Raw genomic sequence first — 26,221 nt, 5'->3', positions numbered from 1 at the left:
CGATGACTCCCGGATCGATTTAAAGCATCTTATTTCTTGACGCGCGACAAATTTTTATAAAACATATGCGAATACTGGCGCGGAGATTTGGAGGTCGCCGGTCTTCCTGGGAGGGAAACATGACAGATATCAAGAAGACGCCGGCTCACGCCAAGAGTGCCGGACAGTCGATAATGCTTGATCGTCGTCAGCTAGTGCTGGGTGCCGCCGGCACCGCCATCGGTACGGCAATGCTTGGTGTTGCCTCAGGCCTGGGCATCCGCCCGGCACGCGCGGCCGATCGGACGGAAATCAGCTTTGCCAGCGCCAGCTTCTTCGGCAAGGAAGGTCTTGGCGATCTCGTCAAGGCTTTCAACGAGTCGCAAAGCCGCATCACCGTCAAGTTCATCGAACTGCCGCCGCCGAGTTCGTCGACGGAAGTCTATCAGGGCCTCGTTCAGCAACTCGCCCGCCGCAACGGAACGCCCGACGTCTTCAGCCAGGACGTCATCTGGATCGCCGGTTTTGCGTCTGCCGGCTGGGCGCTGCCGCTTGACGAATATTTCCCGAAGGACAAGCGCGCCGATTATTTCCCCGGCACGGTGGCTGCCTGCACCTACGGCGGCAAGCTGACCGCACTGCCATGGTTCGTCGATTCCGGCATGTTCTACTATCGCAAGGACCTGGTGGAAAAGCACGGCGGCAAGGTGCCGGAAACCTGGGCCGACATGGCGACGATGGCGGCAGAGGCGCAAAAGGCCGGCGATGCCAAATTCGGTTATCTCTGGCAGGGCAAGCAGGCCGAGGTTCTGGTCTGCGATGCGGTGGAAATCATTGCATCCAATGGCGGCTCCATCCTTTCCGCCGACGGAAAATCCTCCGTCATCGGCGACGATGACGCCGTTGCCGCGATCCAGTTCCTGTATGACACCATCAACAAGACGAAGATCAGCCCTCAGAACGTGCTCTCCTGGGACGAGGAGCCATCTCGCCAGCCGTTCACCTCGGGTGAGGCGATGTTCATGCGCAACTGGTCCTATGTCTATCCGATTGCGCAGGACCCGAAAGCCTCGCATGTGGTCGACAAGGTCGCCGTCGCGCCGTTGCCGCATTTTGCCGGCGGCAAGAGCTCGGCATGCCTCGGCGGCTACCAGCTCGGCGTCAATGCCAACTCCAAGAAGCGGGAAGCGGCGATCGAATTCCTGACCTGGATGTCTTCACCCGAAACCCAGACCCGACTTGCCCTTAATTTCGGTCTTGCGCCGTCCCGGCCTGCCATCTTCCAGGATGCGAAGCTGAAGGCAGAGCAGCCGTTCATGGCGAGCCTTCAGAACGTCTTCACCGGAGCCACGCCGCGGCCGATCACGCCGCAATATGCCAAGGTGACGCTGGCACTGCAGTCCAGCATCTCCAAGGCACTGGTCAGCGGCAACGTCAAGGCGGAACTGCAGGCAGCCGCAGCCCAGATCACTAAGATCGTCAGCTGACATGGCAGTAACGATGACGGCTGCCGTTTCCGGGCAAACATCGGGCAAGTCGGGGGCGCTCTCAAGCGCCCTCTGGCCCTGGCTGTTGCTGCTGCCGGCATTTCTCTCGCTCGCATCGGTATCCTTCTATCCGATCGTCAATGGCGTCTATCTATCCTTCACCAACCGCTCGCTGATTACCCAGGACGATGATTTCGTCGGTATCGCCAATTATGTGCAGCTGCTGGCCGATCCGCCATTCTGGAATGCCTGGTGGCACACGATCTGGTTTACGTTGGTTTCGACCTTGCTCGAGACCTTCATCGGCCTGGCGATGGCGCTGATCCTTTGCGAGACCTTCGCCGGCCGGGGCATGGTTCGCGCCGCCATGCTCGTGCCCTGGGCCATGCCGACCGTGGTGACGTCGAAAATGTTCGGCTGGCTCTTCGACGGTCAGCACGGCATCATCAATTTCATCCTCCTGCATGCCGGACTCATCAACCAGAACGTCAATTGGTACGGCTCGCCCGACACGGCGCTGACGACGATCATTCTTGCCGATGTTTGGAAGACCACGCCATTCATGGCGCTCCTGTTGCTGACCGGGCTGCAAACGGTTCCGAAATCGCTGATCGAGGCGGCACGCATCGATGGTGCCGGAGCCTGGACGATCTTCTGGCATATCCGCCTACCGCTCCTGATGCCGACGCTGCTGATCGCCGGCCTTTTCCGCGCGCTCGATGCCTTCCGCGTCTTCGATCTCGTCTACGTGCTGACGGGCGGCGGTCCGGCTGATTCCACCGAGACCCTTTCGACGCTGTCCTATAAAGTGCTCTTTTCGACGCTTCAGTTCGGCTATGGCTCGGCGGTCTCGACCGCCATGTTCATCACCGAGGGGCTGATCGCTATCGGCTTCTGCGTCTTCCTCGTGCGCCAGATCAGGAGGACGACATGAACGGAGAGCGCTCAGTCTTCCAGAACATCCTCATCTATCTCGGCGCCCTGTTCATCCTCATCTGGTCCGCAGGCCCGTTCATCTGGCAATTTTCGACATCGCTCCAGCTCGACAAGGCACTGACCGAGGGGACGCCCTCGCTCATACCGAACCCGTTCACTCTGGAGCACTACTACAACGCCTTCGTCGAAAAAGGCCTGCATCACTATGTGCTGAATTCGCTCGTCGTTTCGCTGGCGACCACCGCCCTTTGTCTGATCGTCGGTTCGCTGGCTGCCTTTTCGCTATCGCGCCTCGATGTGAAGGGACGCTTCGGCATCCTGACGGTCATCCTTTCGGTATCGATGTTTCCGCAGATCGCGCTGGTCGGGCCGCTTTATCTCATCGCCTCCGATCTCGGGCTGCTCGACACCTATACCGCGCTAATCATCACCTATCTTGCGCTCGGATTGCCGCTGGTGACCTGGGTACTGTTCGGCTATTTCGAAACGCTTCCGCGCGAAATCGACGAGGCAGCCCGCATAGACGGCGTCGGCCCTCTCGGCCTGCTCTGGCATATCATCCTACCGATGTCGTTGCCGAGCCTTGTCACGACCGGCCTGCTTGCCTTCATCACCGCTTGGAACGAGTTCCTGTTCGCGCTGGCCTTCACCTCGGACAGCGACAGCCAGACGATTCCGGTCGGCATCGCCAATTTCACCAACCAATATTATGTGCCTTGGGGAGACATCGCAGCCGCATCGGCCGTCGTCACCATACCGCTCATCATTTTGGTGCTCTTCTTCCAACGACACATCATCGAAGGCCTGACCCAAGGCGGAATCAAGGAATAGCGGGAATGCGCAAGGACATAAAAGTCGGCTGCCAGACGTTTACATGGGAAATGCTCGGCAATGCCTGGACAGGAACGGCTGACGACCTGCTGTCGGCGATTTCCGCAGGCGGTTACTACGGTATCGAAATTACCGACACGATGATCGGCCGCTATGGCGCGGACCCGCATGCTTTCGCAAATGCGTTGCGAGATTGCGGCTTGACGCTCGTCTCCTTCGCCTTCGGCTCGAAGAGCGGCTTTACGGTGGCCGACGCGATGAAGGATGATCTGGCGACGGCCAAGCGCTGGATCGACTATGCAGCGCATTTTCCCGGCGCACTCGTTTCCATCGGCTCGGCGACCGTCGTTTCCGACGGTCCGCGAGACGACAAGTTCACCATTGCCGGCGAGTTCTACAATCGCGCCGGAGAGCTGGGCAAGGCCGCCGGCGTCGAGGTCGCCGTACATCCGAGCTCGCATCACAATACGCTGCTGTTCGACCGTGCCGATTACGACCGCATCTTCGCACTGCTCGACCCCAATCTGGTCGGCTGGGTGCCGGATACCGGTCATATCCTGCGGGGGCATGCCGACATGCTTGATACGATGCGTACCTATCAGGACCGTATCCGCTACCTGCATCTGAAAGATGTCGATGCGCACGGCCGATGGGCGATGCTCGGCAAGGGCGTCCTCGATACGCCCGCCGTGATCGACCTCGTCTCGGCAGCTCCGCACTTTAACGGCTGGCTGGTGCTGGAGGAGGAATCCGAGACGGCCAGCGCCGATCCTGCAGCTGCGGTCAAAGCCAATCGCCAAACCATGCGCGGCTACGGCGCATAAGGAAGAAGACCATGATCGAAAAGGAAAGTCGCCGTCTTCGCGTGGGAGTCCTCGGCTGCGGGCCGATCGCGCAATTCGCGCATCTGGAATCCTGCGTCAAGGCGAGGAATGCCGATCTTTACGCGATCTGCGATGCGGCCCCCGATCTTCTGGCCCGCATGGGCGCGACCTATGAGCCGCAGAAGATGTACGACGATTATGATGCCATGCTGGCCGATCCCGAGCTGGAGGCGGTAATCGTCGCAACGTCCGACGCCTATCACGTGCCGATGTCGATCAAGGCGCAGGAAGCCGGAAAGCATGTGCTCTGCGAAAAGCCGATCGGCGTGTCGGTCGAGGAAGGGCAGCAGCTTGCCGAGGCCGTGCGCCGGTCCGGAAAGATCCTGCAGGTCGGGCATATGAAACGCTTCGATCCGGCGCTCGAGGCGGCGCGCGATTTCGTGCGCGACGATATAGGCCAGATCTTTGCGATGAAGGCCTGGTATTGCGATTCCACTCACCGCTATACCAATACGGATGCGGTGCAGCCCCTGCCCGTCACCAGCAAGCTTGCGCGCAAACCATCAGGCAACCCCAAGGCCGATCTCAGGCAATACTTCATGCTGGCGCATGGCTCGCATCTGGTCGATACCGCCCGTTTCTTCTGCGGTGAAATCGTCGCTGTTCGCGCCCGGCTTCTGGAACGCGCCAGTGCCTATTGCTGGTTCGTGGAAACCGAATTTGCCAACGGTGCCCTCGGTCATCTGGACCTGACGGTTGCCGTGCGCATGGACTGGCATGAAGGCTTCCAGCTTTACGGCGAAAACGGCTCTGTTCTCGCAAAGACCTTCAATCCCTGGTATTTCCGCTCGAGCGAAGTGGAAATCTTTCACGAGAAGGATGCGACAAGCCGGAAGCCGCTGGGCGCCGACGGCCATTTCTTCCGCCGGCAGTTGGAGGGGCTCGCCGACACTGCGCTGAACGGCGCGCCGATGCGCGGCGCGAATGTCGAGGACGGCCTCGCCTCCATCCGCGCGATGGTGGCGATCGCCCGATCGGTGGAACGAGGCGAGCGCGTCGAACTCGCATCGGTTTCGGGAGCGGTCTGATGCAAATCGGCATATTCGCCAAGACCTTTCCCGGAACGGAGCCGCTCGGCGTTCTCTCGGCCGTGCGGGATAGCGGTTACACATGCGCGCAGTTCAATCTCGCCTGCTGCGGTCTCCCGTCTATGCCCGATACCGTTTCGAAAGAAACGATCGCTGCGATCCGGGCAGCCGTCGAGGCGACGGGTATCTCGCTCGCTGCTCTATCGGGCACCTACAACATGGCTCACCCCGATATTGCCGTTCGCCGATCGGGCCTCGCCCAGCTCGCCGTCATCATCGAAACGGCGGCCGCACTCTCTATTCCGCTGGTGACGCTTTGCACCGGAACGCGCGACCCGAACGACCAATGGGCACATCATCCCGACAACGGCGATCCCTCCGCCTGGGCCGACATGGCCGCTGAAATATCGAAAGCCCTGGAGCTGGCGGAACGGCATGGCGTCGATCTTGGCATCGAGCCGGAGCAGGCCAATATCGTCACCTCGGCACGCGACGCCCGGCGGCTGATCGACGAGATGGGATCGCGGCGGCTGCGCATCGTGCTCGATCCCGCCAATCTCTTCGAAGAAGCAACGCCGGCGCAAGCGCGAGCGATCGTCGCAGAGGCGGTCGGAATCTCCGCCGGTCATATCGCCCTGGCGCACGCTAAGGATCGCCACGGCGACGGCCGTTTCGCGATCGCCGGACAAGGCGTGGTGGATTTTGCCGATTTCATCGCGCGGCTGCGTTCGGTGAATTTCGACGGACCGCTCGTGACACATGGCCTTTCGGCTTCCGAAGCGGCCGGCGTCGCCGGCTTTCTCAAGGCGCTGATCTGATGGGACAGAAATCGTTCAAGCGCGGCGATGCGGAACTGGCCATCTATGAGGATGGACAGGGGCTTCCGGTCATCTTCCAACACGGACTTGGCGGCGATGAGGCGCAGGTCGCGCAGAATGTCCCCGCTTCGGCAGGCATTCACCGACTAACGCTGGAATGCCGCGGACATGGTGCATCCTCGCTGGGCAATGCGCGACCCTTTTCGATCCATATGTTTGCCAAGGATGTTCTGGCCGCAACCACCGAATACGGGTTCGACCGCTTCATCGTCGGCGGCATTTCGATGGGCGCGGCCATTGCGCTGCATCTTGCCCATCATCACGCCAATCGGGTCGCCGGCCTCGTTCTCGTGCGTCCCGCCTGGACCTTCGAGGCATCGCCCGACAATCTCGCGCCGATCCGGGCCGTTGCCGCCCTGATCCGTTCGCACCCGATCGAGGAAGCCAAAAACCGTTTTGTCGCCTCTGAGACCGGACGACGGATCGCCTCGGAGGCACCGGACAACTTCTCCTCCCTGCTTGGCTATTTCGACCGACCGGATGCTCTCGCCTTTGCCTCCGTTCTGGCTGACATCGCCGCAGACGGACCGGATGTGCCACAGGCAGCGGCAGCCGCCCTCGCCGTGCCCACCCTCGTCATCGGCAGCCGGCACGACGCGATCCATCCGCTCTCCTGCGCGCAGACGCTCGCCAACGTCATTCCCGGCGCAAGCTTTGTCGAAGTTACCGCCAAGGCCATCGACAAAGACAGGCATTTTGCTGAGGTCCAAGACGCCATCGCGCATTTTCTAGCAGCCCAAACACCCCGGAGTTTCATTCCATCATGACGTCCAGACCCCTTTCCGGCCCGGCGGCCATCGCAGCGCTTCCCCGCAACAGGCTTCTCGGTGAATTCTCGCTCTGGTCGGCCGATCTTGCCAATATGGAAACCGATCTCAAGCGCATAGAGCCTTATGTCGACCTGCATCACATCGATGTCGCCGATGCGCGCTTTACGCCGGGCTTCCTGTTCTTTCCGGATTTTGTCGCGCGCATCGCCAAGTCGACCGCCAAGCCGATCCACGTCCATCTCATGGTCGAGGCTGAAATCGTCGAGGAGCAGACGCGGCAGTTCATAGAAGCGGGCGCGGATTTGATCAGCGTCCATGCTGAAAACGGTGATGCAGGCTTGCGCGCAATTGCGCTTGCCAAGGAGTTGGATGCCGAAGCCGGCGTAGTGCTGCGGCTGGAAACGCCCGTATCGGCGATCGACCCCTTCATCGATCATGTCGCCTTCGTGACGCTGCTCGGAACCTCGATTGGCGTCAAGGGACAAAGCCTTTCCGAAAAAGCCTGCGACCGGCTGATCGAAGCCCGCTCCCTCCTGAGAAAAGCCGGCCGCGAGGATCAGATCATACTCGCAGCCGACGGCGGCATTCGCGAGCAGACGGTGCCGCTGTTACGCCAAGCGGGAGCGCAGACGGTCGTTCTCGGATCGCTGGCATTCGGCGACAAGAACCTTGGCGACCGGATCGCCTGGCTGCATGGACTGGAGAGCCGGGTTTCGTGAAAAAGGTCGCTCTTGCATTCGATCTCGGTGGAACGGAGCTTCGCGCCGCGCTTATCGATGATGCGGGACGCCTTCTGTCGTTCTCGTCGCTGTCGACGGATGCGGCCGGCGGCCCCGCCGCCGTCATCCGCCAGATCGAACAGCTGGCCGAAACGGTGCTGGCGCAAACGCCTGGTCTTTCGCCGATCGGGATTGGGATCGGTGCGCCCGGCCCGCTCGATCCGGACGCCGGTGTCGTCATTGCCGCGCCGACGCTCGTCGGATGGCATGAGGTTCCGTTGGCGGACATTCTCCACGGCCACTTCCGGCTGCCTGTGCGGCTTGAAAACGATGCAAACGCGGCAGCGCTCGGCGAATGGCGATATGGCGCCGGCCGCGGGGCGGCGTCTATGGTGTTCGTCACGGTATCGACCGGTATCGGCGGCGGCGTGATTGCCGATGGCCGTATCCTGCATGGCAGGCGCGGTCTGGCTGCCGAGATCGGCCACATGACGATCACGAACGAGGGCGAGCGTTGCTTTTGTGGCGCAATCGGCTGCTTCGAAGCCGTCGCCTCCGGCACGGCACTCGGCAGGCGGGCAACGGGCCGCACCAGGCCGTCAGACGGATCGATGCTGCGCAAGCTCGCCGCCGATGCCGATGTAACCGGACGACACGTCGTTGAAGCCGCGCGAGAGGGCGACGCTGATGCATTGGCGCTGCTGACTGACGAGGCGCGCTTGCTGGGGATCGGCTTTACGAACCTGCTTCACCTCTATTCGCCCGACGTGCTTGTTATGGGCGGAGGAATTTCGCATGGCTTCGATCTTCTGCACGATCAAATGGTGATGACAGTTCGCGAGCGCGCCATGCCTGCCTATCGCGACGTGCCGATCGTTGCCGCACAGCTCGGGCGCCATGCCGGCTTGATCGGCGCGGCCAGCCTCATCTTCGACGACGAGGGAAGCTCGCTTGCCAAACTGAATTGACGATCGGGCGGCCTTATCGTTGGCATTAAGTTTCATCGGGGCATCGCCATCTCGCTGAACACCGATTATTCGTGCAAGTTCCGGATCGTCGCCTCCAGTCAACGCTTACGAGGTCGTGGCGATAAGCGTTTTCCCGAAAATAACGACCCGCCTTCCCCCAAAGCGGGCTTCAAATCACGACGTCGCCGGGAATGCGCCGGCATGATCGAGCCAGGCTCGTCCTTGGGCAGCGAAGAATTCTTAGAAGTCGAGCGACGGGTTCAGCTCACTTGTCCGTTCAAACAGCGTAAGATCTGGCGAGAGCCCTGAAGGCTGGTTGAGATCGAGGCAGACTGTGGCTCGATGACGGAGAGCGAAAATGGTTGCATCAGTCGAAATGCCGGTGGGCCGGAAGCGTGTATATTCAGCGATGCTCCTCGCCATGTTCATTGCCTGTATGCTGCCAATCACCACACGCGCGGAAGCCTGCAAGGTCCCGCCGCCAATGTCCGCTTTCGATCCACCCGGATTCTACGATGATCCGGATGGCTATAGCAGGGCGATAAAGCCTTTGCATGCCTTCATCGAACAGGTGAATAAGGCGGCCGACATTGGCGACAAAGCATGCGTGGTCGCACTTCTGGACACTTGGGCTCGTGCAAATGCCTTGATGGGGCCGATCAACGGTTATCAGGGATATTTTGAGCGTTCATGGGCAGGCACAGATTTCGCTTTGGCTCTGCTCAGGTTATTTCCCCAATCGAAGAGTGCCGCGCCTGCTGTTTCACCGGCAATCTCGAAATGGCTTATCGAGATTGCAACGTCTACGCGGGATGCGGATGCCATCAACCATCTGCACAACAATCTGGTTTACTGGGCGAGCCTCGACCTCACGGCCATAGGAACGCTGACGAAGCAGCCCGACCTGGTTGATGCGGGCATTGCCCGTGCACGCGAAGGCATCAACGATATTCAGCCGAACGGCACGTTGGAGCGCGAGCTGAACCGTGGCGATCGAGCACTTCACTATCACAATTTTGCGCTCATCCCGCTGGTCTTCACCGCGGAGCTGGCGCAAGCACGCCATGTTGATCTTTATGCCGAAAATAACGGCGCCATTCGGCGTCTGGCCAATCTGGTGATCGAGGCGGTGCTCGATCCAAGCAGTTTCTCAGCCTACAGTTCGACGCCGCAACATTTTTTCCCCTGGACGTTTGCCGGCGACCTCGCCTGGATGGAGCCATATCAGGCTCGCTTTCATGATCCACAACTGATGGCCCTGATCGCTCAGCGTCGGCCTTTCATCAACCCAAGGCTTGGCGGCAACGTGACTGTTGCCTGGAGCGGACGTCCGGCAACAGGGCGTTCTCAATGACACTATCCGGAACAGCCCCGATTAACCCGCGCCTCGGATTTGCCTGAGACGGTTCAATGGAGAACCATAATGCATCTAACACGCAGGCAGTTTGCCATTATGGCTTGCGCTTTGACGCTCCGGGCAGGTCAAAGTGCTGCGGCAAGTGAAGAGAAGGCCGTATTTTGGCAAGCGAACCTGGCCGATCGATCGATCAATATTTTCGGTTATGAACGCGTCAATGCCGCACTCGTGTCTGACATCGTTCGGGATGGGGAGCGGATATCAGAACAGGCGATTTCTGTTTATACCGACATCGGGCCGAATGCTCCACATCTTAAGTATTCGACGAACATAAAACAAATACCACCGGTTCTTCCATATTTGCCACCGGCTGACGCTGAATATCTGCGCCGCATTGTGTCGGCTGCCGCGGGCGCTCCGGTCGATCGACTTCCTGGATACGTGGTAAGCCTTCTGTTGATGGGGGAAGGGCAACACCCATGGACGCCAAGTGTCGAGGGTGTGATCATGGATCACGTGCGTTCCAGTGGAAAACAGATATCGCCGTTAATAAGCGATACGGACTTGATGTCCATATGGTCGCCACCTGATAGCTTCACGCTGGAAGCGGTCGGCGCCCATCAAATCAGTTATCTTCTCGAGAAACGTCGCCAACTGGGACCTATTGGGGGATACATGGAAACACTTTACGAGCAGCGGCGTGTATCCGAAATCACCCAATTGCGAGAAGAAATCCTCAAGGAGGGCGTGGTCAATCCGCTCGGCTCTCTTGCGGGACCACAATTCAAAGCGCTGCTACTGAAGCAGGTCTTGAAGATTGAGGCGACGCAGAATTTCCTTCTTCTCCCATTGGCCGTCTTACTCGGGAACAACGGTCTTTTGGAACTCATGAAGGCGAATGGCTTTCAAATTAAAATGTTGGCATAGCATTACCTCTTCCGCCTGAACTGCACGTCGTGGCGGGTGCAGAGCATTATGACTTTCTTGCACCCTGCAGCGCCGCGCTTGCCAAACTCGCCCCGATCATATGTACCGACCCGAACGGTTTCGATCGCGTGGAATTCCATCGCCTGATGAATGCGCAATTGATCGATTTCTTCCGCAGTAAGCTCCAGTAAACAAGTCGCTGCCAGGAGATTTACTTTACCGGCTGGCCAATGCAACAACGCGATCCGCAGCCGCTGAGAAGCCTTGCAGAGACACTTGGAAGCCCAAAGCATTGCCGCCATCGGCAACAACCTTGAGGTTCAAGCGGGAGCCGGTTCGCAATTTGGCAAGTGTCGGAGCGTCGATCGGAAGCAAGGCTATGCAGCCGTTCGGCAGGCAGGTGCGAAAGCGCACCGGCTTCAAGGGAGGCTGATCGTCGATATTCGGCGTGACACCCGAGTCGAGGACAATTCCGAACGGCAACAGCAGCGTCGCAAGCGCACTGCCATCGGGACGCATCTGCATCTCGACGGCGAGCAATCTTTGACCGTTCTGCTGAGTTTGATCTTGCGAGAGCGCACAAGAAGGTGCCTTATCGCGCTGATTGCACGCAACATGCCAGTCCTGATACGTCTCCTGCAGGCTGGATGCACCGTTCGGCAGGGCCGATTGGGCAAAGGCCGCAGGTGCAAGCGTCAGAGCAAAGCTTGCGGAGATGAAGGCGAGCACCGCATAAGAAATGCGGCCGATTGTCCGAAGTGAAATGAATGCGGAATTTGACAAGGGATAAGATCTCTCAGCTTTGAAATGCGACCTTATGCAATCGTTTCCGCAAAGGCCAGGATGAAGAGCTAGCGTCGGCAGCCACCCTTCGACGCGAACCGGCGCGCCCAAGGGCGATCTCGCGCGGAAGCGCTCACGTGCATACCCATTCCCGCACGCTGCAGCGGGAGCCGGAGCCCTCGCATGCCTTGAGCGCGAGATCTTCAGCTTCGCGGCGTGTCGGCGCCGAATTCGCGCCCCACGGAGTGACGCGCTTGCCGCCTTCCTTGCCGGTGGCAAGCGCGCCGCAATGATTGTATGGAAAGCCGGTCTTATCGTCGTCATCCCAGTGACGATGATTGCGGAAGACACTGACGACGACGCAGCTTTTACCCTTATCCCGCTCGCAATGCTTGAGGGCGATATCCATGGCTTCCTGGCGCTTGTCGGCTCCCCAGAAGAAGCCGTATTTTTCATCAGGTGCGGAATAGGCGATGGCTGCCCATATGCCGCGCTCGTCCGGCGGGGGAGCCGGCGGCTGCTCAGTCGTGAAGAGATCGGCAGCCCACGGATGGGCGGCGGAGACAAGAAGCATGCCTATCGCTGAAATCGCGGATTTCAATCTCATGTTTAGCTCCCTTGCTTTCCTGCTGCCGAAGCCACGGAAATGACGACGCATCCGCTTCCTGTCGGCAAAAGCATGGCATCGCCACCATCGTTGCCGAGCTGGTAGACACCGACCTGGTCGAGATTGTTGACGAGCTTGCTTCCGTTCGGGAACTTGGCCGAAACTTCCGGGCAAGACATTGTGAACGGTGCGACCCGAACCATTGCTCCTTCGCAGCCGGATGCGACCGGTGCTGCAAATACGATGCCGGCGGCCGGACCGCTATAGCCCTGCGTGGCATAGTTCATGCCCACAAGTGCCTGCACGGCATGCTTGTCGGCTGCCTCCTTGTTCCACACCGATTGGACATTGTACTGCGTGCCGTTGGTCAGCAGCTGCCCTAGAACGGGGAAAATCGTCGAACAGGAATGCAGTCCGGCCTGCTTGGCGTGCTGCAGGAACGGCGTATCGGGCAGCGCCTGATTGGCGTCGTTCGCTGCAGCGACCGCCGGCTGGGAGAGAAGATTACCCAAGACATCATATCGGACGGCGGCATAGCCGCCAGCGGCGACGATTGCGATCGCCAGCACCGAAAGGGCGGCGGTCTTTCGCCAGCTTCGCTTTGGCTCGGTTTGCTCGACCGCCAGGTTCTGAATTGCGGCATCCTTGGTGTTTCGCGACATGATGCGATCGTGAATTGATTGCTGGGTCATTGAAATCCATCCGTCACTTTATCGCCTTTACGGCGGTGGAAAGGCCTTTGAGATTTGCGGTCACGCTGATCGTCCTCCCATCCGCTGTCGGATAGGAAACCGTTGGCGCCGTACTTTTGGAAATCTGCTCGCGCAGTAGAGGTCCGACCGGCAGCATGCCGACGCACACCGTGTTGTTGCAGCCGTTGAACCGGACCTGTATCGGCTCCTTGCGGCCCTCGAATTGCAACAGGATACCGCCGTCGCTTTTGGCAACCGGGGCAGCGCGCAAGATCATATAGGGATCGCCCTTTTTCGTCGCTGCGAGCGACCAGCTGAATGCGACCTGCCCGGCATCGTTCTCGATGATCTGGGTGACGTTGCAGACCCGCTGGCGAATTTTGAGATTTTCGTCGCAAATCAGCGTCCAGTTCTCGAAGGGACGAATGGTCCGCTGATAGTCGCCAAGCTTCACCTCCCCGGGAACAACGACCTCGGAAGGTTTTATACGAAACGCAGGAGAGGCAGCATCCTGTCCGGCTGCAATCGAGCCGAACAGGAGCATGCACATCAGGAAAGTCGGGACGCCGTAAAGCGTTCCTTTGATCATGACAGCCTCAATTCAGAGTGAAGCTGACGCCAGCGCCGACACCCACGTGTCCGCCGGCGGCCGTACCGGACAAATTCGCCCGGACGCGGCCGTTCTCGCTGGTGTAACCGGCGCCGAAGGCCACCGCGCCCTCGCCTCGCCAGACACCGCCACCGAGAGCCACGCTTGCCTTGCCCGGACGGTCATCATAACGAAGCGATGCCGCTGCAAGTCCGATTGCGGCCGCCTGCCTTGCCTCGGAACGGACGTCCCCAAGTTCCTGGTTCAGCTGGCCGAATTTCTGGTCCGTATAGTTGTTTGCGGAGGCCAGCGTGGTGGCGGCAGCCGTATCCGTATAGGATTTGACCTGGGTAATGCTGTCACCCAACTGGGCAACGTTCACCGCATCCGTGGGAGCGACACCCTTGCCGACGTTGGAAATGACCACCGGCGCGTTCACATCACCGCCCTGCAGCGTGATGCTGTTCTTCTTGCTGCCATCGGGATTGAGGTCATAGGTAACGGCGTTCTTGGTGATCGTTCCGACACCGGTCTGCAGGCTGTCGATCGCCTGATTGGTCGCATAAAGCTGCGATCCGTTGATGGCGTCGGTGCTGTCGGAAGAAATACGGCCGGCAGCGACGTTCGTGATGGTTCTTTCAGCCCCTTGAGAACCCACACTCACCGTTCCGACAGGCGCGGTGCCGGCAAAGTCGTAGTGCGTGCCTTGAAGGGTCGTGCCGGATGTGCCGACAGCAGCCTGTGTTGTGGAACCGGAGCCCAAGGCCACATCATTGGCATTGTTGGCCTGCGCACCCTGGCCGAGGGCAACCGCACCCTGCCCCGTCGCCGCAGATCCAAGCCCTGCCGCCAGGCTGCTCACGCCGCTGGCGACACTCTGCGGACCGATCGCAACGCTATCGGTGCCGCTGGCGGTGGAATCCGCCAGCGTCGAGTTGGCGTGGAAATACTTGATGCCGCCGCCACTCGTGATGTTGGTCAGCGTGTTGTTGACCGCGCCGAAGGCATCGTAGACCGTGGTGTAGTTGTTGCCCTGGACATTATAGGTCGGGCCGGTGATCGAGCCATCCGGATTGACCGTCGTGCCGCCGCCGATCAGGTTGGTGATGTTGGTGCCGAGACCCTTGAGCTGGCTGACGTTGACGGCGTCGGTGTTTGCCGAACCGGCGGCCAGATTGGTGAGCTTGCGCTCCGATCCGGCCGAGCCGATCGACACTTCGCCGACGGAGGTTTGCGGGCCCGTCAGGGCAAAGCCGGTATAGCCCGCCTGAGCACCCACGGTCGTTACCGATTGCGCGCCGAGCGCGACACTGTTGATATTGTTTGCCTGCGCGCCGGCGCCCAATGCGACCGACTGCACGCCCGCCGCCAGCGAGTTTGTGCCGAGGGCTACGCCGTCGGCCAGCATGACATGGGCATTCTGGCCGATGGCCGTGCCGCCAGGCGCGACCTGGTCGACGACCGCGCCGTTGCCGATGCCGATGCCGTTGTCGCCGTTGACCACGGTGGTCGGGCCGACCGCCACCGATTCCGCACCGACCGCAAGGGAGTCGCCCGCCGCCGAGTTTGCATGGAAGTACTTGCTTGGGGTCGTCGCTACCGAAGCGATGGCGCCCTGAAGCTGGCGAACGGTGACGGCGTCCTGCGCGTTGGTGCCGTCGGCAACATTGATGATCTGTCGATAGGCCGTGCTCGAACCGACCGAAACCGCGCCCAGCAGCGTTTTATCCGTCGTGTTGTATTGGATGAAGTTCGTCGGGCCGGCCGCGATCTGGCCGCTGGTGGGTGCCAGGGGACGATCGGAAACCGAGTCGGAACCGAGGGCGACCCCGCCTTGGATGGTGGCCTGGCTTTGTCTTCCAAGTGCCAGGGCATCGCCTGCCGCGGCGGTCGCGTTATAGCCGACGGCTGTGGAACCGACGCCCTGAGCTGAGGAATCGCTGACGGCAAGCGTGCTGTCATTGGTGCGCACATACCGGATGCCCTTACCGTTTGCATCGGTATAGGTCGTCGATGTGTCGCCGGCGATGTTGTTGATCGTATTGCCGAGATTGGTCAGGTTGCCGTTGATGGTGGTGACCGTCGTGTTGAGACTGTCGACCGCCTGGTTGGTGGCAAAGAGCTGCGAGCCGTTGACCGCGTCTGTCGAGCCGCCGTTGAGCTGGCCGGCGGCGACATTCTGGATCTGGCGCTCGGCGCCCGCCGAACCGACCGAGAAGGCGCCCGCCGGAGTTGTGCCGGCAAAGGTGTAGGCGGTACCGCCGATTGTTGCGCCCGAGACCGCCGTCGTCGCACCCGATGCCGAATTCAGACCTATGGCCACATCACCGGCATTGTTGGCGACCGCATTCGGGCCGACGGCAACCGAATCCGTCCCGAGGGCTTGGGAATCCGGCAAGGTGGAATTGGCATGGAAATATTTGATGCCGCCACCGGTGTTGATGTTGTTGACGATATTGCTGAGATTGGTGATGCCTGTCGTGTTCAGGTCAACCTGCTGATTGGTCGCAAAGAGCTGCGAGCCATTGACGGCGTCCGTCGAACCGTTGTTGAGCCGGCCCGCCGCGACATTGGTGATGGTGCGCTCGGCACCCACCGCGCCGACGCTGACCGTCGAGGCCGGTGTTGTGCCGGCGAAGTTATAGGTGTTGCCGCCGATCGTGGTGCTGGGGGTGCCGACCGCGACAGCGGTCACCGAGCCCGAGCCGAGGGCGACGTCGCCTGCGTTGTTGGCGACGGAAAGGGCGCCCAACGCGAGGGCGTTCTGAGCGCCGGCGCTCGCTCCTGCGCCGAGAGCGCTCGCTTGAACACCGGTCGCAAACGCATTCTGGCCGATTGCGGTGCTAGATGTCGCCGTCGCATTGGCATTGGGGCCAATGGCGGTGCTGTAGTCGCCCGTCGCCTTCGAGATGTATCCCAACGCCGCTGCGTCGAGGCCGGAAGCAGTCGCGCTGTTGCCGGCCGCTATGGCGTTTGCGCCCGCCGCCGTCGAGAGAGGTCCGATCGCAACCGATTCCGCGCCCGTCGCCGACGAATCCGCCGCCGTCGAATTGGCATGGAAATACTTGATGCCGCCGCCCGTATTGATGTTGTTGACCGTCGTACCGATGGCATCGACCGCCTGATTGGTGGCAAAGAGCTGCGAACCATTGATGGCGTCGGTGGATGAGCCGCTGATCCGGCCCGCCGCGACGTTGGTGATGGTGCGCTCGGCACCAACAGCGCCGACACTCACCGTCGAAGACGGGTTGGTGCCCTGATAGGCATAGGTCGTGCCGTTGACCACCCCACTGGCGGTGCCGACCGCCGCGGCGGTCACCGAGCCCGAGCCGAGCGCCACGGCGCCTGCATTGCCGGCCGTGGCGTTGGCGCCCAGTGCGAGCGCATCCGCGGCACTAGCATTTGCCTGTTTGCCGAGAGCGGTTGCCTGAACGGCGGTGGCAAAGGCATTCTGGCCGATCGCGGTGCTGGACGTGGCTGTCGCATTGGCATTGGGGCCCATGGCAGTGCTGAAGTCACCCGTGGCCTTGGCTATGTATCCAAACGCGGCCGAGTCGAGGCCGGAGGCACCCGAAGCGTTGCCCGCCGCAATGGCATTCGCCCCCGACGCGACCGAGAGAGGTCCGATCGCAACCGATTCCGCACCCGTCGCCGACGAATCCGCCGCCGTCGAATTGGCGTGGAAATACTTGATGCCGCCGCCGGTGGTGATGTTGTTGACCGTCGTACCGATGGCATCGACCGCCTGATTGGTCGCAAAGAGCTGCGAGCCGTTGACGGCGTCGGTGGACGACCCGCTGATCCGGCCCGCCGCGACGTTGGTGATGGTGCGCTCGGCACCAACAGCGCCGACACTCACGGTCGAAGACGGGTTGGTGCCCTGATAGGCATAGGTCGTGCCGTTGACCACCCCGCTGGCGGTGCCGACGGCGACGTCGGTCACCGAGCCCGAACCGAGGGCCACGTCGCCGGAGCTTGCCGCCGCCGTCGCGCCGTTACCGAGTGCGACATTGCCGACGAAGCCGGAGGCACCCGCCGTGGAACCGTTCCCGAGCGCAACCGAACCCTGGCCGATCGCCTTGTTGTTATTACCAATCGCGACCGCTCCGGGTGCCTGGTTGGCGGCGGTGGCGCTTGCCGTGCCATCGCTGTTGGCGATGTTGTTGGCACCGCCGGTGAAGGCGCCGGTGCCGCTCGCATAGCTCGGATCGCCGATCGCGACCGCGCCGTCCCCGTACGCAGTGTTGCCGGAGCCAATGGAGACGGCCTTGCCGCCGGTCGCAACTGCATTGTTGCCCACGGCGACCGCTTCGGCAGAAGTAGCCTGAGCGGCTGTTCCGACTGCAATTGCGTTGGCGCCGGCTCCGTTCGCGTTGATACCCAAAGCGACCGCCTGAGCCCCGCTGGAGACAGACCCGCCGCCGATCGATGTGCTGTTCACACCCGTGGCATTGGAGGACTCACCTAAAGCAAGGGTGTTTGACTGGCTTGCGACCGCGTTCGCGCCGAACGCTGCCGCATTAATGGCAGTCGCTTTTGCATTGAATCCCATGGATGCGGCCCCACTCCCCGAGGCATTCGCAGCAGGGCCGACCGCTGTGGCTAAATTGGAGCCGGCATTTGCATTGTTGCCGAGAGCGACGCCGGAGGTCGCACCACTTGCTACAATTGCACCCGAGCCTATCGCAACAGCACCACCGGCAGCGAGCGTCTGTGCCTGGTTGCCCAAAGCAACACCAAAGGCTCCCGACGCTACCGTGCTGGGGCCGGCGGCGAGTGAGTTAATGCCCGATGCGGCCGCTGACTTGCCGATAGCAATTGCGCTCGTGCCCGTCGCCTGGCTTTGCCGGCCGATCGCTGTGGCGTCGACTTGAGAGGCCAATACGTCCGTGCCGATGGCGATGGAGCTCTCTTGAAGGGCGCCCATTCCCGCGACGGTTCGGTTACCGAGATTGACTGCATTGATCGCGGTCGCGTTCGCCCCAAAGCCTATGGCTATGGAGTTCTGATTGCTTGCGGTAGCGCTATTACCTTGGGCGATCGAATCCAGTCCTGACGCCGTCGCTCCGAACCCAAGCGCGGTGGCACGCAGCCCCGTCGCCCGGGTAACATAGCCGATCGCCGTCGAATTCGTTCCGTCGGCACGAGCGTTCAGGCCAAAGGCAGCAGCGCCTGTGGCTGCGACCGAGTTGACACCAACGGAGCTTGCTCCGTCTCCGGTAGCCTGGGCATTGCCCCCCAGCGCGAGTGCGTTGACACCCGTCGCGCCCGCGAAGACACCTATGCCTATAGCATTAAGGCCATTTACACCCATCGAATACCCAATCGCGATCGAAGCATTGCCAGTGGCGCTGTTAGAGGTGCCCAACGCCACGCTGTTCGCGCCATTCGCCTGGGTACCGTTACCTATGGCGACGGCATTGCCCGCTGACGCGGTTCCACCGCCGGCGGCATATTGTGCAAGGGCGGGCGTCGCGACACCGCCGAATGCTATCGTGCCCAGCGCGACCGCCGCACTGATTCTCAAGGACTCGAGCGCCAACCTTTTGCCCTGCGCGACGGAGACGCTCGGAGATCTTTCGATGCAGGCGACCTTACCCGTCCCTGCTGCACCAATTCCCAGATCTTTGCGGCGCATGCCAAGCATGCGAGATGCCATCCGCAGTACAGCCATAAGGCGGCGCCGATGCGATCGATCGGTTGAAACAAAGTTTCCAGCCAATCCTATACGAGATTTAGTCTGCAGATGTTCCCCAACGCATTCCCTCATGCTGCCTTCTCCTCGCTGCTATCTGGACGACCGAGCACGCGTGAACCCGCATCTGCGGCTGCGTCGTCGTTGAAATTATGCGCTTGCAGAAGCGCGCGACCCATTTTGGCGGCTTGGCTTTCGAGCTGCTCGCGGACGGTATCGACCCACGGCTGCGTCAACTCCGGAACGGAATACAAGGCGGCATCCGCCCGATCGGGGGGAAGCTTCATCGTCACCAAAGCGCGGCAGACATCGAAATGGAATAGCGGCTCCCCTTCTCCGTAAGCCGGAGAGGTCAAACCGAAGACCAGGCAGGCAAATAGATAATCGACTTCCGCGCCGCTCAAGCGGCTGGCATATCGGTCTTGCAAGGCAGTCCAGGCTACCTCGATCTTCGGAGCAAAGATTTCAAATTCAGGGAATTGAATGTCCATACCGCACCGGATAGTTACCGTCCGGGAAGATGGCCTTATTTCAGCGCAAGCGTATTTTATAAAATTCCGGATTTTTTTTAGAAAATTACGGTTTTTTGCCTAGCCGGCTGCGGGTGTAGCCACTTTGCCACACTTAACCTTAGGCTGTTCTGCACGAAGAGGCGAACCGCCGGACGATGAGCACCAAGCGGTTCTTTCCATTCCGAAAAATCTCTTCTGCCGCATGAGGGGAAGACGCCCATCCCCGCCATACATCTCTCGCATGGACGCGGGAAATAGCGAATTTGGGAATACTCGAATTGGTTTGGGACAGAAGCGGGCTTGCGTTCAAGCCCATGCGGTTATCGCATATATCGAAGCTCTGTAGGCGTGCGTCCCCGGTATCTCTTCATCGTGGTCGCCAAATGGCTTTGATCCGAAAACCCTGCCATATAGGCAATTTCCGCGATCGCGATTTCACCTTCGGCCAGCAATTTTTCGGCGAGGTCTAACCGCAGATTTATGAGGTAGCGGTGAGGCGGCATGCCGAATGTCTTGGCGAATCTTACGATGAAATGATTGGGTGAAATGCCGGCGACAGCCGCCAGTTCCGCGACATGAACCTTTTCCGTAAAATGTTCACGGAGATACTCTTCAACGCGACGGGCGCTTTTGGCGGAGAGCCCTCCCCTTGGCGACGGAAGCTGTTTCATATTGCTTGCATAGTTGCGGATGAGATGGGTACTAAAGAGCGTAACCAATGAATCCAGAAAGAGTTCATTCGGAGTTGCCTTCCCGGTTAATTCGACAGAAATCCTCTGCGCAATATCGAGCGCGATCGGATCGACGGTTCCGAAGGCAGGTGGCCGGAGTTCTACGTTCGCGAGATCGAACTCCTGAAGCGCCAGCTCCGACAGAGTGTCCGGAGGAATGGCGACGACAAGATTTTTCCTGGTTTCGGACCAGGCAAGGCTGCTATCCACACCGGCGGGATTGATGATGAGGCAACCGACAGGCGCATCATATTGGGTGATTCGGTCGCTGCCGAGAGAGGCTCGCAAGCCGCGCATGGGAGCCAGTACAATCCCCATCGCATGCTCTTTGGCGAGAAATGTCTGCGATCCGGGATTGCGTACGGAATTGATAACGCTCCCGCGGGCGGTCGTCTTTCTCGGCCCTGCATGTTCAGGGATTATATCGAACACATATCGTTCGGCCCGTTCCCGGACCTCACCCGCATAGCCCATTCTTCATCGCCCCGCCCGAACGAAGTCCTGCAAATACCAACAGGCAGATCAGATCCCACTTTCATTTGAGATCTCATTTCCCAACTCTGCCCGCCGCTTGCCGCCGCAAGCAGCTTATTGCGGAAGATTAAATAGTATAAATCGCCAAGTTTGGAAGGGGAGATAGCCATATAGCTAAGAAAGGGTATGCCATCAGACCATTTCTTCTTTTGGTTGAGATAGAATTTTCTAAAAAACCATTAAAACGTGCAGTCAGGATTCAGTCTATACTTCCCTTAAAAGTGGGAAAACGATTGCGCGCTATGCGACCTAGGCGTCATCTCGACGCTTTTCATAAAGATCCCAGGCAACGTCCACCATCGCTAGAAGCACATCTTTTTTGTCCCATCCAGCTGCTGCTGCTGCCTGGACGATTTGACTGACAATAGGCCGCAACTGGCGCTGACATTCCTTTGAGAGATCTTCCGCATTTCCTCGAGGTGGTTCGCTAAATTTGAATTCTACCATTCTCGCTCTCGCAGTCGCAATATATGTCAGCTAACACAGCCTCACCACAAAATAAATCTGAAAGGACGCTCGCAGATTTTCATGGGCCTGCGCCAAGTCACACTATCACTATGCTGTAGGCAAGCCAAACTTGATTACAGCCATTAACTCTATATCATTGGGCAACTCCCCGGCCGAGCCGCAATAGATAAAAGAAAAGTAGAAGTTATTCTACTGTCCAGGCAAGTGGACTTCAAAGCACTCCGGCAAATCTCTGATCCTGATCGACCGCCAGAAACAGCCATAATTATGGCCGCAGCATCACGGTGCCGGCGATTGATGCAGGTCGACGCGGTCGGAAGCGGGAAAGTCAACCAATCCGCGAACATCTATCGCCGAAATCAAGCGCGCCTGCCCCAACGCTGTGCGTCCGATGGATTGAGGTGAACTGCGAATCGCTGCCAATCATGCCCCGTCACGACAGGTAAGATGCAAAGCCGCGGGTCTCCGGATCATTGGCCAAGCCCTGCAGACTGATGTTATCATCGGCTGCCGTCGTCCGCCCCGGGAAGGCGGTGAATATGTCTCTACGGATCAAGCGAATTTACGAACCCGCGGACGGCGGCGGCGGCAAGCGTATCCTGGTCGACCGTTTATGGCCTCGCGGCATCAGCAAGAGCTAGGCCGGCGGTGTTACGCCGCGTCAGGTGCAGCGTTCGATGGTAGCGATAACTGTCTCCACCGTATTCAGATGACCACCCGCGCCGGAATGTCCTTCTTCGGCAGGAGCCGTGCCATGGCGCTCAAAAGATCCGTCTGCGATATCAGACCGAGGACGCGCCGGTCGGCATCGACGACGATGACCGCATGCGTTCGTCCGTCTGTCAGAACGGGCAACAACGACAAAGCGGGATCGGCAGCATCGGCAACCGCCGGCTTCGATACGGCGTGCACGATAGTGTCGAGGCCTGCCGAGAGCTCGCGCAACCCGACCGTACCGATGAGGCGACCCTCCGGGTCCTTCACCGGCAAGGTGCGAATATTGTGTTTCAGCAGAAGTTGCCGAGCGTGCTCCGGCCCTGCGTGCTCGTCAATGGCGATGACATCGCGCGACATGATGTCGGCGCAGCTTATATCTCCATGCGATCGTATCGCTGCCTGCAATTCGACCTGCCGCAGAAGGCGGCTGAGGTCGGCGCGATCAATATCGAAGGTCTCGTCAAACACGCCCAGGGCAGCATCGACGTCCTCCTCACGAAAGCCTACCCGCAAAGGCGGCGGCAGATCGCGCGTCTGATGGGTGTTTTCGGCTGGCTTGGCGGCGACATGCGGATAGTTGCGCCTGGAGAGCTTGTGAAACACCAGGCCGAGGCCGACGAGTATGCAGGAATTCAAGGCAACCGGTACGAAGGGAAACAGAAAGCCCCAGCCCGCAACGACCGGGCCGCCGAGAACGGCGGTCAGCGCGGCCGCGCCGCCCGGCGGATGCAGGCATCGCGTAAATGACATGGCTCCTATCGCAAGCGAGACGCCGACCCCGATCGCGATGATCGGGTCGTGGATCAGATAGGCCGCGATAATACCCATCATGGCCGAAATAGTATTGCCGCCGATGATCGACCACGGCTGGGCGAGCGGACTTGCCGGAACCGCGAAAAGCAGCACTGCGGACGCTCCCATCGGCGCAACGATCAGCGGAAGATGCGGCCCCTGCCCGAAGAGATAACCGCTGATGACCCCCGTAAGGCCAATGCCGATCAAGGCGCCAAGGCAGGCGATCAGCCGTTCGCGCAAGGTGGCTCCGGCGAGGATCGGGGAAAACAGGCGGAACCGGCTGGAGCCGGCCTTGTGGGGCTCTGAATGCTGCATGATGGAACCAGTTTAAGGGAGAATCTCTCGAGGATGAACGGCAGGACGCCGGCTAGTTCGGCAACGACGGCACGCTCTTTCCCTTAGTGGCGCCGAGGACTTCATGAAACGCATCGAAGGAACTCGGGCGATCGGTTTTGCGAGAGATCAGAACCGTATCGACGACGGCAAGCTGATGCGTCGCCGCCGGCGCCGGCCAGTGCATGAGATCGAGAACCGACTTTGGTATGACGCCTGCCGCATTGCCGGTCGCTACACTGGCCAGGATGGCATGATAGGAACCAAGTTCGGTCGTCGGCAAAGCGCTCGACCTGCGTGCCCAGCCCTCTGCAATCCTGCGATAAGTGCATCCGGGCTCCAAAGCGGCAATCGATCCGACCCGCAAATCGGCGGCGGATCGGATCGCAGGATGCCCGGATGGCAACAGCAGCAGCAGATCCTCGACAAATACCGGTTCGGCTTCGAGCTGCCTGAGTTCGTCCGCGAAATCTGGATCCTCATCCAGCATCGCTTTCAGCGGCCGGGCGATCAGCGCGCAATCCAACACATCGCGCAGAACATCTCGGGCAAGATCTCGGGAAGCGCCAAGCGTCAGTTGGAGCGCCACATCCGGCCACATATGATTGAACCGGCTGAGCGCCGCGGGCAGCCGGCTTGCCGCCGTGCTTTCCATCGTTCCCAAGCGCAAGGTGCCTGTTGGGCGCCGGGGCCTGACCGCCTGGCGTGCCTCAAGAGCAAGCGCCGAAAGACGATTGGCATAGACGTGGAACGTCTCGCCCTCTTTTGTCAGCGTCATCTTCTTGCCGTCACGGCTGAAGAGCAGGACGCCGAGGTCGTCCTCCAACTGCTGGATGCGCGTCGTCACGTTCGACGGCACGCGTCCGACGGCCTTCGCAGCCTTGGTCACACTGCGATCGCTCGCGACCGCCAGAAATATTTCGATCGATGAAAGGTCCAACGAAAAGATCTCGATTCAGGAATTAAGCTGCCTTATCATTCCCTATATAAAAATCATTCCCGCAGCTCAAGCATGTTGGCCTGCCCGGACCGGGAGCATTGGAACGCATGGCAAAATCGGATCGACACGAAACCGACGAAGACATCCGCGAATATGCGTCGCCCGCCTGCATGCTGCACGAAGTCGACCCGGCTTATAGCAGCATCTCACCCCACGAGAGCCGGATCTCGGATATTTTCGCGTGGCGAAAGATGCAGCGGCAGCGCTTGATCGATGACCGAAAGGCGTTGCCATCGGCACAGCGGAAAGCCTATACGCGCTCGATTGCTGATCATCTCGATCAGATCGTTGGTGACGTCAGCGGCAAATGTATCAGCCTGTTTTGGCCATTCCTGGGAGAATCGGACCTTAGAGAATGGATGGCAGCCGCAACGGCGCGCGGCGCAGATTGCCTGTTGCCCGTGGTCGTGGCGAAGGCAACCCCGCTAGTATTCCGATCCTGGAAAATGGGAGAGAGGCTTGAACGCGGGGTATGGAACATTCCTGTACCCGCGGAAGGCAAGGAAGCCATTCCTGATATCGTCATCGCGCCATTGGTCGGCTTCGATCCCTATTGCTACCGTCTTGGCTATGGGGGTGGATTTTTCGATAGAACCCTCGCCGCTCTCGAGCGCAAACCTTTGGTCATCGGCGTCGGCTTCGAATCGCAGGCGATCGACACCATCCGTCCGCTCGCTCACGACATTCCGATGGATGTGATCATCACGCAAACGGGACCGCGCTATCGATGATCTCGCTGCGCAATAACCGGTTCGCTCGGCATATGTCAGACCGATACGCGCAGCAGCATCATTCAACATCCAGATCAAAGAAGTGCTGGGTCGCAAGGGCGGCAGCCCCCCGCGCCCACGAACCTGGCACCCAGTCAGGAAGTAATTCCGGCATATTCAAGAAGACATATTTCGCCATCGAACGCCGTATCGGCTCGAGAATCGCTTCGCCGAACTGCATGGCTTCGCCGCCGGCAATGAGAACCTCGGGATCGAACAGGTTCACCAGATCGGCCAGATGGCGCCCGATCAGCTCGCCGGCTTCCGCCATGACTTGGAGAGCCGCCGGATCGCCGCCATCGATCGCGGCTGCGAATTCGTCGCGATTGGCCTTTGCGCCTCTCTGTCGGCCCCAGTCCTCGATCATCGCAGCCTCGGCTGTGTGAGCCTGGAGGCAACCCCGTCTCCCGCATTCGCAAAGTCGGCCGCCGGGTACCGTAATGACGTGACCGAGCTTTCCGGCCAAGCCATGGCTTCCGTGATAGATCTCTCCTCCCATAACCAGCGAAGACCCGACACCGGTACCGACGGCGATCGTCGCGAAATTGCTGTAGTTGCGGCCCGCACCGAAGAGCCGCTGCGCGACGGTGAAGGCGCTGATGTCGTCGTCGATCCAGACCGGGACATGGACCCGTTCACGCAGCAATTCGGGAAAGGCAAGATTGCGCCAGCCAAAGCGCGGGCTCTGGATGCAGATGCCGTTGACCGCATCCACCTCGCCGGGGATGGAAACGCCGACGCCCATAACGGGTGATCCGGTGCGGCCGGCATCGGCAAGAAGTTTCGGGATCGCCGCCACAATCGCCTCGACCATCGTTTCCGGCCGTGTGTCCGACACAGGCATATCGAAAGAGGCGATCGGCATCGTGGCGAGATCGGTAAGGACGCAGTCGATGCTGTCGTGGCGAAGCTTGAAACCGACAGCCAGGTGGCCGTCGTAATTGATATCGACCGGCACGGGCCGCCGTCCCGTCGCACCCGTCTGTGCTTTTCCCTCGATGACGAGCCTCTCGTCGATCAATTCCGTGACTACAAAAGTCACTGCCGCGGGGCTCAGGCCCGTCACGGTGGCGATTTCGGCACGCGGCATCGCCCCCCGATTTCTGAGCAGGTTGAGGATGAGCCGCCGATTAAGGGCTCGGGAAGTACCAGGGTTGCCGCGCACGATGATCCTTAAATTAATTTTGTAAATTAACTATTGTCGCTTCTCGGAAGATACGGTATGCAATAG

At 60.1% G+C, this 26,221-nt stretch carries 23 protein-coding genes and 1 pseudogene; 13 read left to right on the top strand and 11 right to left on the bottom strand.

Translation table 11 applies throughout. The features are described from left to right. Positions 1–119: 119 nt before the first annotated feature. The 11 genes from FHT73_RS13115 (at position 120) to FHT73_RS13065 (ending at position 10,764) form a co-directional block, all read left to right on the top strand. A complete protein-coding gene (locus FHT73_RS13115) occupies positions 120–1,466 on the top strand; it encodes an ABC transporter substrate-binding protein (RefSeq protein ID WP_183712172.1) in 1,347 nt (448 codons plus the stop codon). Position 1,467: 1 nt separating this feature from the next. Then, the gene (locus FHT73_RS13110) at positions 1,468–2,400 is read left to right on the top strand and encodes a sugar ABC transporter permease (RefSeq protein ID WP_246712109.1); all 933 of its coding nucleotides are present in this window, start codon (positions 1,468–1,470) and stop codon (positions 2,398–2,400) included. Further along, complete coding sequence (locus tag FHT73_RS13105) at positions 2,397–3,233, top strand: carbohydrate ABC transporter permease (protein ID WP_112603111.1); 837 nt, start codon at positions 2,397–2,399, stop codon at positions 3,231–3,233. The genes FHT73_RS13110 and FHT73_RS13105 overlap by 4 nt, the downstream gene beginning before the upstream one ends. 5 nt (positions 3,234–3,238) lie before the next feature. After that, a complete protein-coding gene (locus FHT73_RS13100) occupies positions 3,239–4,057 on the top strand; it encodes a sugar phosphate isomerase/epimerase (protein ID WP_183712170.1) in 819 nt (272 codons plus the stop codon). Positions 4,058–4,068: 11 nt separating this feature from the next. Continuing rightward, positions 4,069–5,145 (top strand): Gfo/Idh/MocA family oxidoreductase, encoded by a 1,077-nt coding sequence (locus FHT73_RS13095; RefSeq protein ID WP_183712168.1) that lies wholly within the window; start codon positions 4,069–4,071, stop codon positions 5,143–5,145. Then, positions 5,145–5,963, top strand: a complete 819-nt coding sequence (locus FHT73_RS13090; protein WP_183712166.1) for a sugar phosphate isomerase/epimerase family protein — start codon at positions 5,145–5,147, stop codon at positions 5,961–5,963. Before FHT73_RS13095 ends, FHT73_RS13090 begins: the two co-directional genes overlap by 1 nt. Further along, positions 5,963–6,790: an alpha/beta hydrolase gene (locus FHT73_RS13085; protein WP_112603104.1), complete on the top strand. Its 828-nt coding sequence runs from the start codon at positions 5,963–5,965 to the stop codon at positions 6,788–6,790. Before FHT73_RS13090 ends, FHT73_RS13085 begins: the two co-directional genes overlap by 1 nt. Next, the gene (locus tag FHT73_RS13080; protein ID WP_183712164.1) at positions 6,787–7,512 is read left to right on the top strand and encodes a ribulose-phosphate 3-epimerase; all 726 of its coding nucleotides are present in this window, start codon (positions 6,787–6,789) and stop codon (positions 7,510–7,512) included. The genes FHT73_RS13085 and FHT73_RS13080 overlap by 4 nt, the downstream gene beginning before the upstream one ends. Then, complete coding sequence (locus FHT73_RS13075; protein ID WP_183712162.1) at positions 7,509–8,480, top strand: ROK family protein; 972 nt, start codon at positions 7,509–7,511, stop codon at positions 8,478–8,480. Before FHT73_RS13080 ends, FHT73_RS13075 begins: the two co-directional genes overlap by 4 nt. A gap of 358 nt (positions 8,481–8,838) precedes the next feature. Further along, entirely contained in the window at positions 8,839–9,834 is a 996-nt protein-coding gene (locus FHT73_RS13070; RefSeq protein WP_210290343.1) for an alginate lyase family protein, read from the top strand. A 69-nt stretch (positions 9,835–9,903) separates the two neighbouring features. Beyond that, a complete protein-coding gene (locus FHT73_RS13065) occupies positions 9,904–10,764 on the top strand; it encodes a hypothetical protein (RefSeq protein WP_112603098.1) in 861 nt (286 codons plus the stop codon). Between the two features lie 216 nt (positions 10,765–10,980). Here FHT73_RS13065 and FHT73_RS13060 read toward each other — a convergent pair whose 3' ends face one another. From FHT73_RS13060 to FHT73_RS13025, 8 genes are all read right to left on the bottom strand, one after another. Next, complete coding sequence (locus FHT73_RS13060) at positions 10,981–11,547, bottom strand: invasion associated locus B family protein (protein ID WP_183712160.1); 567 nt, start codon at positions 11,545–11,547, stop codon at positions 10,981–10,983. Between the two features lie 133 nt (positions 11,548–11,680). Continuing rightward, positions 11,681–12,154, bottom strand: coding sequence for a DUF4189 domain-containing protein (locus FHT73_RS13055; RefSeq protein ID WP_112337099.1), 474 nt, complete (start codon positions 12,152–12,154; stop codon positions 11,681–11,683). A gap of 2 nt (positions 12,155–12,156) precedes the next feature. Further along, on the bottom strand, positions 12,157–12,846 hold the full coding sequence (locus FHT73_RS13050) for a hypothetical protein (protein WP_183712158.1): 690 nt from the start codon (positions 12,844–12,846) through the stop codon (positions 12,157–12,159). Between the two features lie 13 nt (positions 12,847–12,859). Next, a complete protein-coding gene (locus tag FHT73_RS13045) occupies positions 12,860–13,435 on the bottom strand; it encodes an invasion associated locus B family protein (RefSeq protein ID WP_183712156.1) in 576 nt (191 codons plus the stop codon). A gap of 7 nt (positions 13,436–13,442) precedes the next feature. Next, positions 13,443–19,205: a YadA-like family protein gene (locus FHT73_RS13040; RefSeq protein ID WP_183712154.1), complete on the bottom strand. Its 5,763-nt coding sequence runs from the start codon at positions 19,203–19,205 to the stop codon at positions 13,443–13,445. Then, positions 19,202–19,621, bottom strand: coding sequence for a hypothetical protein (locus FHT73_RS13035; protein ID WP_183712144.1), 420 nt, complete (start codon positions 19,619–19,621; stop codon positions 19,202–19,204). Before FHT73_RS13035 ends, FHT73_RS13040 begins: the two co-directional genes overlap by 4 nt. Positions 19,622–19,962: 341 nt before the next feature. Next, positions 19,963–20,847: an AraC family transcriptional regulator gene (locus FHT73_RS13030; protein WP_112337104.1), complete on the bottom strand. Its 885-nt coding sequence runs from the start codon at positions 20,845–20,847 to the stop codon at positions 19,963–19,965. Positions 20,848–21,156: 309 nt separating this feature from the next. Next, positions 21,157–21,354 (bottom strand): hypothetical protein, encoded by a 198-nt coding sequence (locus tag FHT73_RS13025; RefSeq protein ID WP_112337105.1) that lies wholly within the window; start codon positions 21,352–21,354, stop codon positions 21,157–21,159. A gap of 560 nt (positions 21,355–21,914) precedes the next feature. On the opposite strand from FHT73_RS13025, the pseudogene FHT73_RS29500 reads away from it, so the two are divergent. After that, a pseudogene (locus tag FHT73_RS29500) lies at positions 21,915–22,010 on the top strand (DUF488 family protein); the annotation flags it as partial. Between the two features lie 70 nt (positions 22,011–22,080). Here the strand turns inward: FHT73_RS29500 and FHT73_RS13020 are convergent. Together FHT73_RS13020 and FHT73_RS13015 are read right to left on the bottom strand one after the other, a co-directional pair. Next, the gene (locus FHT73_RS13020; RefSeq protein ID WP_183712142.1) at positions 22,081–23,202 is read right to left on the bottom strand and encodes an HPP family protein; all 1,122 of its coding nucleotides are present in this window, start codon (positions 23,200–23,202) and stop codon (positions 22,081–22,083) included. A gap of 52 nt (positions 23,203–23,254) precedes the next feature. Beyond that, the gene (locus tag FHT73_RS13015) at positions 23,255–24,160 is read right to left on the bottom strand and encodes a LysR family transcriptional regulator (protein WP_183712140.1); all 906 of its coding nucleotides are present in this window, start codon (positions 24,158–24,160) and stop codon (positions 23,255–23,257) included. 107 nt (positions 24,161–24,267) lie between these two features. Here FHT73_RS13015 and FHT73_RS13010 point away from each other — a divergent pair, with 107 nt between their 5' ends. Further along, positions 24,268–24,951: a 5-formyltetrahydrofolate cyclo-ligase gene (locus FHT73_RS13010; RefSeq protein WP_183712138.1), complete on the top strand. Its 684-nt coding sequence runs from the start codon at positions 24,268–24,270 to the stop codon at positions 24,949–24,951. A gap of 58 nt (positions 24,952–25,009) precedes the next feature. Here FHT73_RS13010 and FHT73_RS13005 read toward each other — a convergent pair whose 3' ends face one another. Continuing rightward, positions 25,010–26,155: an ROK family protein gene (locus FHT73_RS13005; protein WP_183712136.1), complete on the bottom strand. Its 1,146-nt coding sequence runs from the start codon at positions 26,153–26,155 to the stop codon at positions 25,010–25,012. Positions 26,156–26,221 lie beyond the last annotated feature (66 nt).

It is taken from the genome of Rhizobium sp. BK098 (assembly GCF_014193155.1).
In the GTDB taxonomy this organism is placed as follows: domain Bacteria; phylum Pseudomonadota; class Alphaproteobacteria; order Rhizobiales; family Rhizobiaceae; genus Rhizobium.
The sequence above is the reverse complement of the archived record's forward strand: the minus strand, read 5'-3'. Positions and strand labels throughout refer to the sequence as shown.